General features: G+C 45.5%; 16 protein-coding genes. 5 read left to right on the top strand and 11 right to left on the bottom strand.

Translation table 11 applies throughout. The annotated features are described in order from the left end of the window. Positions 1–332: 332 nt before the first annotated feature. A complete protein-coding gene (locus Q4Q46_RS11535; RefSeq protein WP_311906000.1) occupies positions 333–2207 on the top strand; it encodes a choice-of-anchor I family protein in 1875 nt (624 codons plus the stop codon). 188 nt (positions 2208–2395) lie between these two features. On the opposite strand, the gene Q4Q46_RS11540 is transcribed toward Q4Q46_RS11535, so the two are convergent. Next, positions 2396–3754, bottom strand: coding sequence for an aminotransferase-like domain-containing protein (locus tag Q4Q46_RS11540; RefSeq protein ID WP_311906001.1), 1359 nt, complete (start codon positions 3752–3754; stop codon positions 2396–2398). A gap of 92 nt (positions 3755–3846) precedes the next feature. Between Q4Q46_RS11540 and Q4Q46_RS11545 the strand changes: the two genes are divergently transcribed. Next, a complete protein-coding gene (locus Q4Q46_RS11545) occupies positions 3847–4473 on the top strand; it encodes a LysE family translocator (protein WP_263178400.1) in 627 nt (208 codons plus the stop codon). 184 nt (positions 4474–4657) lie between these two features. Beyond that, on the top strand, positions 4658–6415 hold the full coding sequence (locus tag Q4Q46_RS11550; protein ID WP_011846940.1) for a SulP family inorganic anion transporter: 1758 nt from the start codon (positions 4658–4660) through the stop codon (positions 6413–6415). 209 nt (positions 6416–6624) lie between these two features. Here the strand turns inward: Q4Q46_RS11550 and Q4Q46_RS11555 are convergent, their stop codons facing one another. Both Q4Q46_RS11555 and Q4Q46_RS11560 read right to left on the bottom strand, forming a co-directional pair. Next, positions 6625–6822, bottom strand: a complete 198-nt coding sequence (locus tag Q4Q46_RS11555) for a hypothetical protein (protein WP_006081839.1) — start codon at positions 6820–6822, stop codon at positions 6625–6627. 196 nt (positions 6823–7018) lie between these two features. Next, positions 7019–7675 carry a glutathione S-transferase gene (locus tag Q4Q46_RS11560; protein WP_311906018.1) on the bottom strand — a complete coding sequence of 219 codons (657 nt, stop codon included), beginning with the start codon at positions 7673–7675 and terminating at the stop codon, positions 7019–7021. A gap of 378 nt (positions 7676–8053) precedes the next feature. Between Q4Q46_RS11560 and trhO the strand changes: the two genes are divergently transcribed. Together trhO and Q4Q46_RS11570 are read left to right on the top strand one after the other, a co-directional pair. Beyond that, positions 8054–9058, top strand: coding sequence for an oxygen-dependent tRNA uridine(34) hydroxylase TrhO (gene trhO / locus Q4Q46_RS11565; RefSeq protein WP_311906002.1), 1005 nt, complete (start codon positions 8054–8056; stop codon positions 9056–9058). A gap of 336 nt (positions 9059–9394) precedes the next feature. Further along, positions 9395–9862 (top strand): hypothetical protein, encoded by a 468-nt coding sequence (locus Q4Q46_RS11570; RefSeq protein WP_012197231.1) that lies wholly within the window; start codon positions 9395–9397, stop codon positions 9860–9862. Positions 9863–10035: 173 nt separating this feature from the next. Here Q4Q46_RS11570 and Q4Q46_RS11575 read toward each other — a convergent pair whose 3' ends face one another. From Q4Q46_RS11575 to Q4Q46_RS11610, 8 genes are all read right to left on the bottom strand, one after another. Beyond that, the gene (locus Q4Q46_RS11575; protein WP_011846935.1) at positions 10036–10278 is read right to left on the bottom strand and encodes a DUF2897 family protein; all 243 of its coding nucleotides are present in this window, start codon (positions 10276–10278) and stop codon (positions 10036–10038) included. Between the two features lie 47 nt (positions 10279–10325). Next, positions 10326–11063 (bottom strand): 8-amino-3,8-dideoxy-manno-octulosonate cytidylyltransferase KdsB, encoded by a 738-nt coding sequence (gene kdsB, locus Q4Q46_RS11580; RefSeq protein ID WP_006081834.1) that lies wholly within the window; start codon positions 11061–11063, stop codon positions 10326–10328. A 97-nt stretch (positions 11064–11160) separates the two neighbouring features. Then, on the bottom strand, positions 11161–12231 hold the full coding sequence (gene kdnB / locus Q4Q46_RS11585; protein WP_311906003.1) for a 3-deoxy-alpha-D-manno-octulosonate 8-oxidase KdnB: 1071 nt from the start codon (positions 12229–12231) through the stop codon (positions 11161–11163). 20 nt (positions 12232–12251) lie between these two features. Continuing rightward, positions 12252–13442 (bottom strand): 8-amino-3,8-dideoxy-alpha-D-manno-octulosonate transaminase KdnA, encoded by a 1191-nt coding sequence (gene kdnA, locus Q4Q46_RS11590; protein WP_220590361.1) that lies wholly within the window; start codon positions 13440–13442, stop codon positions 12252–12254. 193 nt (positions 13443–13635) lie between these two features. Next, complete coding sequence (can, locus tag Q4Q46_RS11595; protein WP_028760064.1) at positions 13636–14253, bottom strand: carbonate dehydratase; 618 nt, start codon at positions 14251–14253, stop codon at positions 13636–13638. A 298-nt stretch (positions 14254–14551) separates the two neighbouring features. Continuing rightward, a complete protein-coding gene (locus tag Q4Q46_RS11600; protein WP_311899266.1) occupies positions 14552–14989 on the bottom strand; it encodes a type 2 periplasmic-binding domain-containing protein in 438 nt (145 codons plus the stop codon). A 10-nt stretch (positions 14990–14999) separates the two neighbouring features. Further along, complete coding sequence (locus Q4Q46_RS11605) at positions 15000–16178, bottom strand: porin (RefSeq protein ID WP_106650642.1); 1179 nt, start codon at positions 16176–16178, stop codon at positions 15000–15002. Between the two features lie 320 nt (positions 16179–16498). Next, positions 16499–17329 (bottom strand): alpha/beta fold hydrolase, encoded by an 831-nt coding sequence (locus tag Q4Q46_RS11610; RefSeq protein ID WP_311906004.1) that lies wholly within the window; start codon positions 17327–17329, stop codon positions 16499–16501. Positions 17330–17354: the final 25 nt, after the last annotated feature.

Genomic DNA, 17354 nt, shown 5'->3' on the forward strand with positions numbered 1-17354 from the left:
CGTTGATTTCTTTACTGTATTTTACCGATTAAATTGTAACTAAGTGGTAAGTTTGATTATCGAGGCATCACTTTAGTGGATTGAGCCGTTATCTTCACAAGATTCTTCATTTAAATCTTTCTTATCAAGTCTTTCTTATCAAATCGCAGCCCTTTGTAACTCAGCTCTTTACATCTTAGTCCTTCACATCCTTATGGTTCAAACTGACTCATTCGAAAGTGCGAGTTGTCATCTGAGTGTCACGGCTTTGTCATCCCAGCGTCTTTTATGCTGACTAGTTTAGTGGGCTTTAGCTTCACTCTACTAAAAATAAAATATTCAGGAATGACACGATGAAAACACAACGACTTCCGCTAGCCGCTGCCATTATGGCGAGCTTATTACTCGGAGCCTGTAGCGGTGATGATGGCGCAGCAGGTGATAAAGGCGACAACGGCTTAAATTCACTGGTTAACGTGACGACATTGAATATCGGTGATGCCAATTGTCCCGCCGGTGGCCAGCGAATCGATACCGGATTAGATGCTAACAATAATGGACAATTAGATGACAGCGAAATTGCAGCAGCGCAAACCCAATATGTTTGCCAGCCACAAACTGCAGGCTTAAAAGCTGAGTTAATTGGTCGTCATCAGACTGGCGTTTATGGCTTAAGTGCCGCTGAAATCGTTGAATATCACAGTGCATCTAACCGTATTTTTGTGGTCAATGCCATTAGCGGCAAAGTGGACATTATAGATGGCAGTTTATTAGCAACGGCATCCAATGCCGCGGATCCGTTGGCATTGAATAATCTCGAAAAATTTGGCGAACTTGATGTGGCTAAAGACGTTGGCCAAACCTTTATGGGTAGCGTTAACAGTGTGAGCATTTCAGGCAACTTGTTAGCGGCTGCGATTGAACGTGGCGATGCTGACGGCAATAAAACCCAAGCCAATGGTTTTGTCGCTTTTTATCAGCTTAACGGCACAGATGCACCGCAGTTTATCAGCGCGGTAGAAGTCGGCGCTTTACCCGATAACGTGGCATTTACCCACGATGGTAAAACCTTATTAGTGGCCAATGAAGGCGAGCCAAATCCAGCCTATACCTTAGATCCTGAAGGCAGTGTGGCGCTGATTGCAATTACTGACGGTAAGCCCGCAGTCACTGCGACTATTATCGGTTTTAGTGAATTTAATCAGGGCGGTGCACGTGCCAGTGAGATCACGCCAGACATTAAAATCAATGGTCCAATGGCGAGTGTGGCGCAGGATTTAGAACCTGAATATATCGCCATTAGCCAAGATAACCGCCGTGCGTTTGTCAGTTTGCAAGAGAACAATGCCATTGCCGTAATTGATATCGCCAATGCCAAAGTCGCCAAGATTTTACCACTAGGCCTTAAGGATTACGGACTTGAGGTGAATAAAATTGATGCGAGTGACAAAGACAATCTTGTCAACCTGCAAAGCTACACAGGCGTCTATGGTATGTATCAACCCGATACTGTCGCGACCTACCGTTGGAACAATACAGACTTTATCGTTACGGCCAACGAAGGTGATTCCCGTGATTATGCAGGCTTTTCTGAGGAAGCCCGCGCAGGGGATTTAGTGCTCGACCCAAATCATCCACAATTTGCCGCTGCAAAAGATAAAACGCAGTTAGCACGCCTTAAAGTAACTACTAGCATGGGGGATGACGATAAGGACGGCGATTACGACAAGATAGTCAGCTTCGGTGCTCGCTCATTCTCGATTTGGAGCGCAGACGGTCAGCAAGTCTTTGACAGTGCGAGTGATTTTGAACGTATTACCGCGGCACTTTTAGGCAGTAACTTCAACAATAATAACGAAGAAAATAAAGGTGATAGCCGCAGCGATGACAAAGGACCAGAGCCAGAAGCCTTAGCCCTAGGTCAAATTGGTCAACGACTATATGCCTTTGTTGGTTTGGAGCGTACTTCAGGCTTTATGATTTATGACGTGACCAATCCCTTCGATGTGCATTTTATCGACTATGTTGTGAATCGTGATTTTGAGGCCGACTTTGTTATCGATACTGATACGGGTGAAGTCAAAGGGGATGCAACAATGGCGGGTGATTTAGGGCCAGAAGGGATGAAGTTTGTCAGTGCCGATAAAAGCCCTAACGGTAATCCTTTGTTAATCATAGGCAATGAAGTCAGCGGCACGACGAGTGTTTATCAACTAAAGATTAAATAATGGTGCGTTAGTGATTTATAGCTAATTGCTTCTTCATCATGCTTGTCAGTTACCTCAGCGCCAGTAGCATGTATGCTACTGGCGCTTTTTTATGCTCTCTAATTTTATAAATTAGCCATTTAGTGTGAATTAACTTCATCTGACATGGCGCATAAAAATTGGCTGAGTTCGGAGGTTTTTAAGCGCTATTACACCACTGAATAGGCATTTTGTACCAAGGAGTGAATAGTCGCCTCGATACAGTCAATCGCATGTTGAAATTGAGTGTCGTTTTCGGCGCCGCCAAGGCTCAAGCGAATAAAATTGTCATGGCAATTAAAGTCATCTCCATTACGGATCAAAATGCCTTTGGCAGCTAGCGCAGTGACGAGGTGATGGGCCTTGATATCTTCTGGCAGTTGTAGCCAACCGTTCAGTCCTCGCCAAGTTTGGGTTAATCCCAGTCGTTCGCCCATGGCGATACAGAGACGTTGCCGTTGGCGAACTATGGTATCGCGATAGGCAGTGATTTGGCCTTTCTTAATCAACTGACAGGCTATTTCAATGTTCAGCGGCGATACCATCCAGCATTGGCTATGAATCGCGAGTCGCACTTGGGCGATAAGTGGTTCAGGCACCAGAATAAAACCTTGCCTTAGGCCGCCAGAAAACAATTTGGACAGGCTAGAAATATAAATCACCCGTGGGATAGCCAGCTGTTTTGCTAATTGCCACAGGGGCGAATGCCACTCTTCGGGTAAACAATAATTCACATCATCTTCAATGATATAAAACTGATACTGCTCAGCCAATTCGAGGAGTTTTTGCCGCTGCGGCTCACTGTATTGAATACAGGTAGGGTTTTGATTATTCAGGGTTAGATAAACTAACTCGGGATGATGGATTTGCACTAACGCCTCAAAGCGGGCGAGATCCACACCTTCATGGGTGAGGGGCACACCAATGCTGGTCACGCCGAGTTGCTTAGCGCAAATTCTCACGCCTGGATAACTGTATTGCTCGTGCAGCAGCACATCGCCCGTCGATAAAAATGCACTTAAACAGGCAAAAATCGCTTGCTGGCCGCCGTGGGTGAAGATCAGTTGCTCAGGCGTTTGTTGTATGCCGCGTTGGTTAAGCCATTGGTGAAACACTTGTTGGTGTTGATCTAATGGACTGGCGCGATAACCCAGTAACTGGCTGAGCTTTGTCGGGTCTTTTGCTAATTGGCTGAGGCAATCACTGAGGGTGCTAATTTGATCTGTGAGTGGCTGCTGGCAGGTCGCCATATTCAATTGTACTTTACCGATCTCTGGTACTGGGGAGGCGTTGACATAGGTGCCATCACCGACGCGCGCTTCGACGTACCCCCTTTGTTCCGCCAATGCATAGGCGCGGGTCACAGTGCCAATAGTGATGCCTAAAGCATCGGCTAAACGGCGCTGCGGGGGCAGTTTACTGCCTTGGGTTAACACCTTCTGCAAAATGCCTTGTTCTATAGCACTGACTAAGCGCTGATATTTCGGGCCTGAAAAAGCTGTTAGGTCTGGCGTCCAGATTGTACTCATGACAATAAATCCATTGATCTCTAATATTCTCCGTATATTATTTATTGCATCTTTTTATGTCAACAAATGTATGCGTACAATTTAAGGAAAATATGAATACTGCACTGCTTTATGATCCACAATTATGGACTTTAATGGCCTCGACCGCGCTGTTTTGCGCGACGATGACAATGACTCCCGGACCGAACAATATTCTCTTAGCTAGCTCTGGAGCGCATTTTGGTGTGCTGCGTACCGTGCCACATATTGCAGGGATCCGCTTGGGTTCGACCTCTTTACATCTTGCGGTATTATTCGGCCTCGGTACCTTGTTTGAAGCATTACCGGTATTGCACCAAGTATTGAAATATTTCGCTTTGGCGTATTTGCTGTATCTCGCGTACAAATTAGTGACGTCGCCAGTGCAGAGCACGCATTTGGATGATGGACGAAAACCTATGAGGCTCATTGAAGCTGCATTATTTCAATGGATTAATCCTAAATCTTGGATGTCGACGATTACCCTGTGTAGCGCTTTTACATTAAGTGGCGATGGCTTTTGGTTGAGTGCGTTTCTTGGCGTATTGATGTTCAACATAGTGGGATTTCCTGCATCATTTACTTGGGTGTTTGTTGGTGCGGCGATCAGTAAGAAACTCAATACGGATAGACGTAAACGTCATTTTAATTGGTTTATGGGCAGTTTACTTTTAGTGTCACTGCCGATGATATTGCGCTAACTTAGTGTTTATTCAGCGCCTAACTCCATAAATATTCTGAGGAAAATACTCGCGTAATGATTGGCTTTATGCCATAACCAACATACTATTGCTGGCTTTTAGGTAATGACCTTTTCGCTGAATATTTTCAGTCTCGGTTATACTGATTAGTGCTTATCTTGATGGTGTGTATGGAGGTTGCCGAGTGAAGTTCCCTAGTTTGATTTCGTTTATGCCGGGATTGGCGCAATTATTACAATATGAAAAGCAATGGCTTAGGGATGATGTGCGCGCAGGCTTGTCAGTTGCCGCTGTGGCACTCCCTGTTGCTATTGCCTATGCCCAGCTCACAGGCGTCAATGCTGCTGTGGGTTTGTACTCCTGCGTATTGCCTATGCTGGTATACGCGCTATTTGGTACTTCAAAGCAATTAATCGTGGGTCCAGATGCGGCAACTTGCGCTGTTATCGCCGCCGTTGTTACGCCCCTTGCCGCTGGCGATAGCATGAAGCACTGGCAGTTAGTCATGACCATGACAGCCATGACAGGCTTTTGGTGCTTGATTGCGAGCCGTTTTAAGCTGGGTGTGCTTGCTGACTTTCTGTCAAAGCCGATTTTGATGGGATTGCTTAACGGGGTCGCGATCACCATTATCGTCGGACAATTTTCGAAGATTTTTGGTTTTACCTTCGACGAGCGCTATTTAATCGAACGCCTCAGCGGCGCCCCTTCTTATTTATCAAAAACCCATTGGCCGACGTTGACTATGGGGATTGTGACGCTGGCGACCTATGCCTTAGTGAAACGGTTTCGTCCACAATGGCCCGCATCTATGTGCGCGATGGCGATGGCGGCGTTCCTTGTTTGGGTATTTAACCTGACGAGCTTTGACATTAGCGTTGTCGGAGAGGTGACCTCTGGTTTACCTTCATTCCAAGCACCGGCTTTTGATTTGGGGATCGCCCGTGAGTTGGTGGTGCCAGCGCTCAATTTAGCCATGGTGAGCTTTGTGAGCATGATGCTGACCGCCCGAAGTTTTGCGGCAAAAAATGGTTACGATATAGATGCAGATAAAGAATTCAGAGCGTTAGGGTTAGCCAATATCGCATCCGCCATCTCCCAAGGGTTTGCGGTGAGCGGCGCCGATTCCCGCACTGCGGTGAACGATGCCAATGGTGGCAAGAGCCAGTTAGTGTCCATCATAGCGGCAGTGTTGATCGGCGTTGTCGCGCTGTTTTTTACTGCACCGTTGAAGTACATCCCTAGCGCAGCTTTAGGCGTGGTATTGGTGATTGCCTCTATTTCGCTTATCGACCTTAAGTCGCTGTGGAATCTGCGTGTGCGCGATAAATCAGCTTTCTTGCTTGCGTGTATTACCTTGTTCTCCGTGCTGTTCATTGGGGTGATTCCTGGGATCACTTTGGCCGTGTTACTGGGGTTATTCCAGTTCCTTGCTACGGTAATGCGCCCCACGGATCAAGTGCTTGGTTTAGATCATAAGGGCGTTATCCGCAGCGTCGATGATTCGGGTAAAGCTAAATCTGTTCCTGGCGTGTTTATGTATCGCTTTAATTCGCCGTTAACTTATTTTAATGCGACGTATTTTAAGCGCCGTTTACTGGAAAAGTTTATTCGGGAATCTGAGCCGGTCGATTGCATCATTATTGATGCCGTGCCTTGTTTTACCCATTTAGATTTAAGTGTGATGGCCATGTTGGCTGATTTACATCAATTGCTTAAAAAGCGTGGAGTACGCTTAGTGCTTGCGGGGCGTAAACGACAGATGCTGAGTTGGTTCGAGCAAGCGGGTATGCAGACAGGGGAAGGCGGCATTCTGATCCGGCCAGATTTGTATCTCGCCCTTAAAATGAATCAAAGCTATAAACAAGCCTTGGCTGAAGGGCAAGCGCCTGTGATCCAAAAAGTCCCCGATGATGCTGTGCTGTTGCATAGCCATTTATAGCGAATGGTTTGAATTTAAAGATTAAATCAAAGTGGATTCATTCAAATAGCACAGCCTAAGGTTGCGCTATTTTTTATGGATTTTAGTCATTGTAAGTCTATGTTTAAAGGCTTATTTATGTGCTTTTATTGGTATGAAAAAGCCTTTAATTGTGCGGGTCAATGATGCCGTAGCAAGTTTTATCGCCCAATGTGATGGTGTTTGACGGCTTAGTCTTTGAGAATTCTATCGAGGGGAATAAAACCGTGATAACCGTAATATCCCATTGGGCCGAGGATCAAACTGAGTAGGCACCATAACCATTTTTTGTTGGTGCTGAGATCCACTTTACTCTTGAAGGCTCGAAGGGCGAAAAGAAAATGCAGTAGCATCAGGCCCCCAAGCATAATAATGATATTGATATCCATATGTTCCAACTGCCTTATCCTTGTGTTCTATCATTCACGCCTTTGAAAGACATTAAGCGCGGTTACATTTATCTTGAGAAGCTTGCCTAGTGATCTGTAGCTAAATTAGCGACCTAACTAACTGTCAAATACCTTACTCGAATATTTTACCGATGGCTATAACATAAAATAAAAATAATCTTTAAATCTTATTGGGTTACATGTCTCCTAACAAGCAAGTTGGGGAATGGCTAGCGTCCCAGATCACATATTTTTCCATCGCACGAATAAATATTTCACTCGAAATGAGGTTTTCTAGCCAAGCGGCGAGTCGCGGAAAATCATCACTCAATGCATGTTTGAGATCCACTGCGGCAAATTGGCGTACAAAAGGCACGATGGCGTAATCAGCAAGGCGAGGTGTATCGGCGACTAAAAAGGCGTGTTGCCCTAAGCATGCTTCAAGTTGCGTGAGGAAATGGCTCGCTTGCTGGTAATAGTCAGCTTGCGTTTGCTCAGGGTAGCGGTCGGCATATTTATAGCGGTCGAGCCATGGCTTAAATTGCTGATCATTTTGCGCGATAAGTTGCGCCATTTTATCTTCAATTACAGGGCTTTGTTGACATAGCAGATCTAAGGGATCAGCTTGCGTGAGTGCCCAGCGCATGATCTCAAGACTTTCGGCAATCACTTCGCCATTGGCTAGCACTAATACCGGCACTGTCCCTTTGGGTGAAGCGGCCAGCATTTGCGCTGGTTTAGCTTTAAGGGTGATTTCGCGGACTTCAACATTGCATTGGGCGAGTAAGAGTCCGAAACGCGCTCGCATGGCATAGGGGCAACGACGAAAAGTGTATAAGACGGCTAGAGCCATTAGGATTTCCTCTACTGTGCGGCGCCATGCGTGGAAGCTGATGTCAGCGTGTTTATGCATGCTTATTGACGACGCGAGTATGCCAGTATGAATGTTATGTACCAATAGGAGAATACTGCGTAGACCTAATGCAGCGTACATGCGTACAAAGGGCGCTGATGGTAACGCTTTCATCTTGATATTTCTGCTTAATTCGCCAGCTAAAAAAGATTTATCTGACTTCTGTGCGTAAAGAATTAAAGACCCTGTACTTTATCTGTGTTTATCTTGCTGTGACTCAGGTAGAATTCCGCGCTATTTTGGGATCTGTAGCCAGTCTACAGATGATTAATGTGTTTATGCACTGGAAATTAAGTTCCAGCCAGCAAAGAGGGTGTTATGGCTAAAGTTGTCGTGTGTGCGTTATATAAATTTGTGTCTTTACCGCATTTTGAATCTATCCGAGCGCCATTGCTCGCTATGATGGAACAGGCCGAGATCAAAGGCACTCTGCTCCTCGCAAGCGAAGGAATTAATGGCACAGTTGCCGGCACCCAAGAAGCAATTGAAGCATTATTGGTTTGGCTTAACGGCCAAAATGGCCTAGATAATATCGTGCACAAATTGTCATTCGACGATGAAATGCCGTTCTACCGCACTAAAGTCAAACTGAAAAACGAAATCGTGACTATGGGCGTTGAAGGTATTGATCCACTTAAAGTGGTTGGCACCTATGTGAAGCCTCAAGATTGGAATGCGCTGATTTCTGATCCGGATGTGATTTTAGTCGACACCCGTAACGATTATGAAGTGCAAATCGGCACTTTCAAAAATGCCATTAATCCTGTGACTGAAACCTTCAGAGAATTCCCCGAATATGTGAAGCAGAATCTTGATCCTGCTAAACATAAAAAGGTTGCCATGTTCTGTACTGGTGGTATCCGCTGTGAGAAATCAACCGCGTATTTGAAAGAGCAAGGCTTTGACGAGGTGTATCATCTCGAAGGCGGCATTCTTAAATACCTTGAAGAAGTCAAAGCAGAAGAAAGTCTGTGGGAAGGCGAGTGCTTCGTGTTCGATAACCGCGTCGCGGTTAACCATGACTTGAAGAAAGGCCAATACGATCAATGTAATGCTTGCCGCATGCCAATCACTGAAGTTGAAAAACAGAGCCCTGCCTATGTGCAAGGTGTCAGTTGCCCACATTGTATCGATAAAATTTCTGACGAGCAGCGTAAACGTTTTGTTGAGCGTGAGCGCCAAGTGAATCTGGCAAAAGCCCGTAACGAAGCGCATATCGGCAGCGATGTGAATCAAGTGATTGAAGCACGCCGCGAGAAAAAAGAAGCGCAGCGTCGACTCGCCGCCGAGAAAAATAACGCGAAAAAATCGCAAGTGCTTTAACTTTATATTTCATTGGATTAGCTGTAAGTTAATCATGAGTTCGCACTGAGTTCGTTTCTCGCTCAGGCAGCTCATACATTGCTCTCGATTTGAATATGGTTGCACTATGGCCCGACTCGTTCGGGCCATTTTTTTATGCCGATTTTAGTTTTAGTGTGAATGTGCATTAACCCATTATTTAACTCATTATTTATCATAGCGCTATGCCGAAAATCTTAAATTTATGATAACTTTCAGTCGCTAGTATTAAAAAACGCGAGTATTACTAGTATTGAAAAATGAAGTCGAGTGCCATTAAACGACAGGGAGCGATTCAGTGCAAGGTAGGCAAAGCGCATGAGCATTTGGAAAGAGCTATACGATATTTTCGATAAGGAACGCAGTCGCTGGCAGCAATCGAGCGCCAGTAAGCAGGCGATTGCCTTTGAGTTAAAAGCCAATTTGGGTTTTCTGGCCGATGCCTTAAGCAGCGGTTTATCACAAAGCGCGATCGCCAGCGGTTTAGAATGCAGTATTTTTGAGGCAAAACTGAAAGAGGGCGCTGCACTCACTGCGTTAAATCGCCGTAAAGTGACCCTGACGTTTATTGGCGAATTTTCCGAGTTTGCTAAGTATGTCGGTAAAGAGAACGACGCTTTGGTCGAGAATGCTTATTCTAAAATCAAATCACTGCAGAAATTAGTCGCGGCTGAGCCGAATAAAAGCCACGATCTGAGGATTAAATCCCTGTTTCGCTTCTTAGTCTTTTTAGTGGCACACCTTGAGGAGCAGCCATTGAGTCGCACATCAGCGAAAAAAGCTTAAGGTCGATGCGTGGACGAGCTTGTGATTAATACGATTGGTATAAGAGACAAAAAAGGCGCTTATGGCGCCTTTTCTATGTTTGCTAACGTCATTGTTCAGCTTTTTAGCACAGTCTTTAAGAGGCGTGTTTAAGAGCCATCTTTTGACTCACTCTTTAAAAGCCACTATTGAGTTTAGCGCTTAGGTGGCTCATCTGTTTTATTGGCTTCTGAGTCCGTAGAACTTGGCTTGTTTGAAGCCGCATCTGCGTCATTCTCTGCTGCCGAAGGCTTGGCAGTAGGCTTTATCTGCTTATCTTTACCATGTTGGCCGAACTGCGGCAGTTTGAACTTAGCACTGTATTTCAACGCGGCAAGATTGCTGGCGATGACACCGACGATCAAAATAATAATGATCCAGACTTCTAAGGTCGACATACTCAGCTCCTGTTTCGAATAGACTCGCGCACAAGACACACGGGCGATTAATCAACCGCTAAACGTTGCTCACATTTACGAATGTCTTCTGGCGTATCAACTTCAATAGAATCAAAGGCGCTAATGGCGATTTTGATTTTATGACCATATTCTAATGCGCGTAATTGCTCGAGTTTTTCTAGATCTTCTAGACGTCCTAATGGTAGGGCGGCGAAGGCTTGGACGAATTTGCGGGTATAAGCATACACACCTAAGTGCTTATAAACGGGGTAATCTTGGGTGTCGCGGCCAAAAGGAATACGCGAACGAGAGAAATACAAGGCATAGTTGTTGTTATCGAACACCATCTTCACATGCATAGGATCGTCAAGCTCGGCTTTATTCACGATTTCAAAGCCTAAGGTGGCCATTTCAAACTCACCTGGGTGACGCTCGAAGAGGCTGATGACTTGCTCGATGGATGTTGGGTCAATAAGGGGTTGATCGCCCTGTAGGTTGATCACTAAGTCGTCATCTTTCAGTCCCAGTTGGTTTATCGCATCATTGATACGATCTGTACCCGATGCCGCTTCTGGGCTGGTCATGACCACTTTGCCGCCAAAACCTTCAACGGCCGCTTTAATGCGGTCATCATCGGTAGCGACATAAATATTGGTGAGGCCTTTGGCTAACGACGCGCGTTCATACACGTGTTGGATCATTGGCTTGCCGTTAATCGGGGCTAAGGGTTTGCCCGGGAAGCGGCTTGAACCGTAACGAGCCGGGATTAACAGAGTCACATTCATCAAATTATCCTACTTTTATCAAAGATATACAGTGTAGAAATACAATGCATATAGACAAAAGGGCTCACAATTGAGCCCTTTTAATATGTGTTAGAGCTTAGATGCGACGGAACAGGGCAGTCAACATTTCGTCTGTGACTTTCTCTTCCCAACCCGCGCCGTAAACGTTAGCCCATAGTGGACCCATGCTCTTAGTCACGGCAACCATTTTTGCTATGGTTTCGTCTGGCAGATCTTTACAGATGTTCTTCGGCAGTGTGATGTTGTGTTTCTTCATCATCAAACGGAACTCTTCAACACCTTCTGGATAGAATTCTTCTAACACGTCAAAGGCGATACAGTTGCCGATACCGTGGTGGTAACCCAGGATATAAGACAGACCGTAAGAAACCGCGTGACAGGCACCCACTTGGCTATAGGCTATGCTCATGCCGCCCATGAAAGACGCCATCATCAGCTTGTCGTCTTTATCTATATGGTCGTCTAAGTACACTTGGCGACATAAATCCATGGCTTTTTCAGCGTAGGATTTAGAGAATTCGTTTAAGAAGGTACCTTGTAAAGATTCAACACAGTGGATATAGCAATCCATACCTGTGTAGAACCATTGGTCGGTTTCCACGCCTTCGATTAACTCAGAATCCATGATGATTTGATCGAATACTGTGTAATCTGAGTTCAGACCTAGCTTACGCACTGGACCACATAATACGGCGGTGCGTGACGCTTCTGCACCCGTACCAGAAATCGTTGGGATACCAATGTGGTGTACCGCTGGGTTCTTGATTAAGTCCCAACCTTGGTACATGGCAGAGCCACCTGGGTTTGTCAGCATCAGCGATACCGCTTTAGCCACGTCCATGGTTGAACCGCCACCTAAACCGACGACGCTCACTGGCAGTTTGCTATTGAAAGCTTGAACTTGTTCAGTCAGGGCATCGATTTGAATTGTGCTTGGCTCTTCATCAACGTTAACCCAAATTACCATGTCTTGTGCTTTAGCTGGAATGCGGCCCTCAAGGGCTTTGCCTTGATGCACGTCATCGACTAAAAACACCACGAAGTCGTCGGCGTTTTTACGTTCAGCTGCTAACACTTCATCCAATTGGACGAATGAGCCACGGCCGAAGATCATTTTTTCAACTACTTTAAAATTCTTAAAACTCATTGCAACAAACTCCCGTAGAATTATTGGGCAAATGCTTTCTTGATGTTTTCGATACGCTCGGCGATCTGAGCATCGGTCCAAGACAACTTGATGAGCATAGAAATGGTGCGGCTCATAATGGCATCGGATTTAGGCACAGAAACTTGAGTATAGTCAGGTCTATCGGCGATTAATGTGATTGGTAACGCAGCAGATGCCTTAAGCTCCTGAATGTGTTTCCAGTTTTTCAAATAATGCCAGTTGTTTACATACCAGTAGAAGCAGCCATCGACGCCGTTTTCAGCCAGTTTTTTGCTCACTTCTTGCGTGCGCGCTTCGGTTGGCAACATAAAGGTTAAGAAGCCCGCTGAGTCGCCTTCTGGATCGGGGATCAGGCGGAAAGTTACTTCAGGGATAGCTGCGGCCATTGCATCTTTAATGGTTTTTTTGTTTTTACGTTGGATATCGATAATGGTATCGAGTTTACGTAATTGCGCTAACCCTAAGGCGGCGTTCATTTCCGAAATTCGGAAGTTCAAGCCAATGATAGGGTGTGACTCAGCGCCGCGGTCTTTACCAATGTGGTCATGGCCGTGATCGGAGAACATGTGCGCGTTGTTGTAGATTTCAGTGTTATTGGTAATCACAGCGCCACCTTCACCACAGGTGATGGTTTTGACTGAATCGAATGAGTAACAACCCACATCACCGATAGTACCTAGGGCTTGGCCCTTGTAGCTGCCACCAATGGCTTGGCAAGCATCTTCTAAAATCTTGATGTTATGTTTTGCACAGATGGCTTTAATTTCATCCATCTTCGCCATAGAACCACACATATGCACTAAGTTGATCGCTTTAGTGCGTGGAGTAATTGCGGCTTCGATACCTTCTGGGGATAAACACAGTGTCTCGTCGATTTCGGCAAAAATCGGAATCGCGCCAGCCATAAAAATCGCTTCAACTGAGGCAACAAAGGTAAAAGGTGGCACGATAACTTCGTCGCCAGCACCAATGCCTGCAGCCATCATGGCCGTTTGCAGCGCAGCAGTACCGCTTGATAAAAGGTGAGCATGCTTCACGTTCATTTTCTCGCAGAGCAGTTGCTCCATATCGCGCGTCTTCCAGCGATCATTACGCATATGGTCGAAGTTGTAACGGAAGGTAAAACCGTTTTCCATAACGTCAGCGACTTCCTGCTTCTCTTCAGGACCAAATAATTCAAAACCGGGCATGGAAGGTATCTCCTTAGAATTTGTGGCGCATAGGTCGCCTGCAATTAACTGGCGGATTATAACTGGCGTAATAGACCCTTGCGATGTTTTATTGCTGAAAATTGTCATGGAAAAAGAAAAACCTGCACAGGGGCAGGTTTTATCTGAGCATTGATGACACTCAGCTAAGGGTTAAAAGCCTATATTCAGGCCGTTAGCGTGGATTAGCTAAACCATGTTCACGGTCAACCGTGACATCTAAATCTGTCAGTAAACCGTTATCAATGCCGTAAATCCAGCCGTGTACCGCCACTTCTTGGCCGCGATCCCAAGCTTCTTGCACTATGGTTGAACTGGTCACATTAGCAACCTGCTCAATCACGTTGAGCTCGCACAGGCGATCAAAACGTTTAGCTTCATCCATCTGTTGTAATTCTTCCTGATAAATACGGTAGATATCACGTAAATGCCCGAGCCAGTTATCGATTAATCCCAAACGTTGCTGACCCATGGCCGCGCGCACACCACCACAGCCGTAGTGACCCACTACCATTATATGCTTCACCTTGAGCACATCAACGGCGTATTGCAACACAGATAAGCAGTTAAGATCGGTATGGATAACCATGTTGGCGATATTACGGTGAACAAAGACTTCACCCGGCATAAGATCAATGATTTGGTTAGAAGGTACGCGACTATCCGAGCAGCCAATCCACAGGTATTCAGGATGTTGCTGTTTCGCTAATTGCTCGAAAAAATCAGGATTCTCTTGGCGTATACGTCCGGCCCAGCGGCGGTTGTTGTCGAATAAAGGTTTGAGTAGTTTCATTTTAACCTATTGTTTTATTGACATATAAAATGTCTTCTCATGCTCTAATTCATGCAAGCAGCACATTTTTAGCAAGAGTATACCAGCAAAATTGGCTCTGCTGGTCTATCCAATTAAGGTTTGAATCGGGATATTGAGGAATCGAGATTATTTTTTATTAATAGTTCTGCAAATGAATTGGTTCCCTCTGGGGATCTAAGCGCCATTTGTTAGCGTGTTTGGGGGTGATATTACACTAAAACTGAGTGAACGCCTTGTCCGCTAAAAATTAAGGCGGACAAGGATGATGCAGTATGGGTTAGAACTTACTGATCACTTTTACGCTATCGTTCACCTCGCTGACGTCAACAAACCCGATCATATTCGGATTGGCGGCAATCAATGAGAGCATTTCAGCGCTCGAGTCGACGACTTTGGGTGGTTGACCTTGGCCTGAAAAGACCAGTTTTGACCAATAGGCTTTGAGCTGACTCTCAGTTTTATTGAGGATTTGCTTCACGAAGGCATCACGAGCGGGTGAGCCTTCGGGCTGATCGAGCGCAACCACAGTCCCTCCATTGGGGAAAGACTTGAGTTTACCTAAATAGATACGTGAAATATCCGCAGCACTAATTTCGGATGTATTTGAAGGATGTACCACGACGGCAACTTCGGCTTGCACATAGGCACTGCCAAGTAAAAGTGCACTAGCAACTAAGGTTTTCATCATCAACCGAGATCTTATTAATAGTTTCATGTTTAACTCCTTAAAAAACTAAGTCTATTGCCATACTCAGCAACTGTTCATCGGAGGACGGTTTGTCATTGCTGTAGTTGGTGTACTCCAGTTTTAGTGCGGCTGAGGGATGGAAATCCCAGCGTGTTCCTATGATGTAGTAGGCGCTGTCTTCTTGCTGTGCTTCAAGCGCTGCTTTTGTACCGAAAACCAGAGGCGCTAACGCAGCTTGGTTTGCTGGTGGCAGACTATTGTATAGCGGTAACATGCCGTCATAGGCATCGTATTGTGGATCACCTTTGTCAATACCGTAGGTTAAATGAAAAGTGAAATCTTTATAGCGGATCCCGCCGGAAACAAAGGCTGAATCTTGAATATTAAAGCTACTGGGATCGACGTCAATTCGGGTGTATTCAGCCAAGATAAACCATTTACCCGCATCATATTTAACGTTAGCACCTATGAGTAACGCGCTGTCGTTAATGGGTAAAAGATCATCTACCACTTGCTGACTAAATAACCCTGTTTGGGCAATCGCATCGCCTAGGCCCAGCAGAGCAGGTAACTCGTAGGAGAAATCAGTCACTATGCCGATATTCAAGCCGTACTCAAACCCTGAGGTTACAAAGTTGAAGTTCATTATGTGGCCCTCGGCGGAGAAGGGCGCGGGAGGTGTTGATGAACCTATAGGTGCATAGTCAGAAACAGAAGTCGTAATATACTTATAGGTCAAACCGACTTCGGTATCGCCCCATAAATCGGAATATACTAAGCCGACACCTTCGCCTGAATTAAATGGCAGTGAATAAACGCCGCGGGGCGGGGTGATCCAGTGATAGGCATAGCCTACGTCAATATAATCAGAGTATTTATAGAGGTTAAAGCGTTGGCGGCCCGCCATGAGCATAAGTTTGTCGCTGATGTCATAGGAGATATAAGCCCATTCAAATTCGGCACTGTAATCGTTATTGCCTCTGGATAGCACTTGCGCCGTGGCTCTTAGGCCACTACCCAGATCGGCGGTAAATTGTAAGGCAACTTTAGAATCATTATTAAAGTTGATTTCTTTGTCATAACCATAATAGCTTTTATCGTCACTGAGACTCGATCCCGCGACAATAGAGGCAAATCCATTTATTTGAACATCGGCATAAAGAGACGGCATATAAAGTGTGCTGAGCACGCAGAGGGCAACTGTACTTTTTCTCATGGCAGAATACCTTGTTGAGGGAATACAGTAATAAAGGTAGTTGATAAATGGTAGATTTCACCTTTATGCAACATTTTTGAGGCGCTGACGACAAAATGGTGATTTCTATTTGTTAATGCAGATTTTATGGGGAAGTCTTTGAAAGGTGAGTGGGCTAATCTGCGAAGCAAAATCAGCTAAAGCCCAATGTATGCATGGGATAAATAGGGATTGAACCTGGGTTCGGTATTGATGATGTGGATTAAGCTGAAATAGCTGTCTTCAAGATGCGAATGTCCACATCTTGAAGATTTTATTGAGTGACGGTATTTCGCAACGGATCAGTGATGTTGTGCGAGAAAATCGGCTAAGTGTTGATTAATAAACTCCGCTTGTTCAAGGGTTGAGATATGTCCCGCCGCAGGAATATGCACCAACTGACTGCCATCGATGGCATCGCTCATTAGGTAGCTTTCTAGCACACTGCGTGCTTTATCCTCAACGCCCGCCATGATGAGGCAGGGGAGTGTAAATTGCTCCGCACATTCCATGGTATCGCGACGACCAAAAATCATTCGTCCAAGTTTCACTATCGTGGGGATTTTTTCCGCTGAGATTGTGGCAAGTGAGTGTTCAAAGCCAGCGACCAGTTCAGGTGTGTTATGTGCTGCATTGTTTGCGAAGAACAAAGGTGAAATTGCACTGATAAGCGGCGCAGGAATCGCCTTAGCGGCGGTAATCATATCCAGCATGCCATCATATTTCGCGCGGGTCACTTCGGGTTCAAAACCGATAAAACTGTTGAGCATCACGAGGGTTTTAACCCTTGTTGGTGCTTTCAGTACCAATTCTGCGCCCCACATAGCACCAACAGATTGTCCGATAACACTAAAGTCAGTGATATTGAGGGCATCCATTAAGGCCAACATGTGATCGGCAATATCGAGTAGCGTTTTACCATTATCGGGCAGTAAATCTGACTGACCATGACCCCACAGTTCTGGCACGATACAGCGGTAATGGGCACTTAGCGCGGCAATTTGAGGCGCCCACATGGCGCTGTCCCACAAATAACTGTGACCAAACAAGAGTACAGGGCCTGTACCGACATCAAGGTAACTTAATTGACGCTCAACAATCATGAGCTGCTGACGGTGTGAAGAAAAATCCATAAAACCTACTTAATCAAATATCGTT

Origin of the sequence: Shewanella vaxholmensis (assembly GCF_031932135.1) — a bacterium.
Classification (GTDB): domain Bacteria; phylum Pseudomonadota; class Gammaproteobacteria; order Enterobacterales; family Shewanellaceae; genus Shewanella; species Shewanella hafniensis.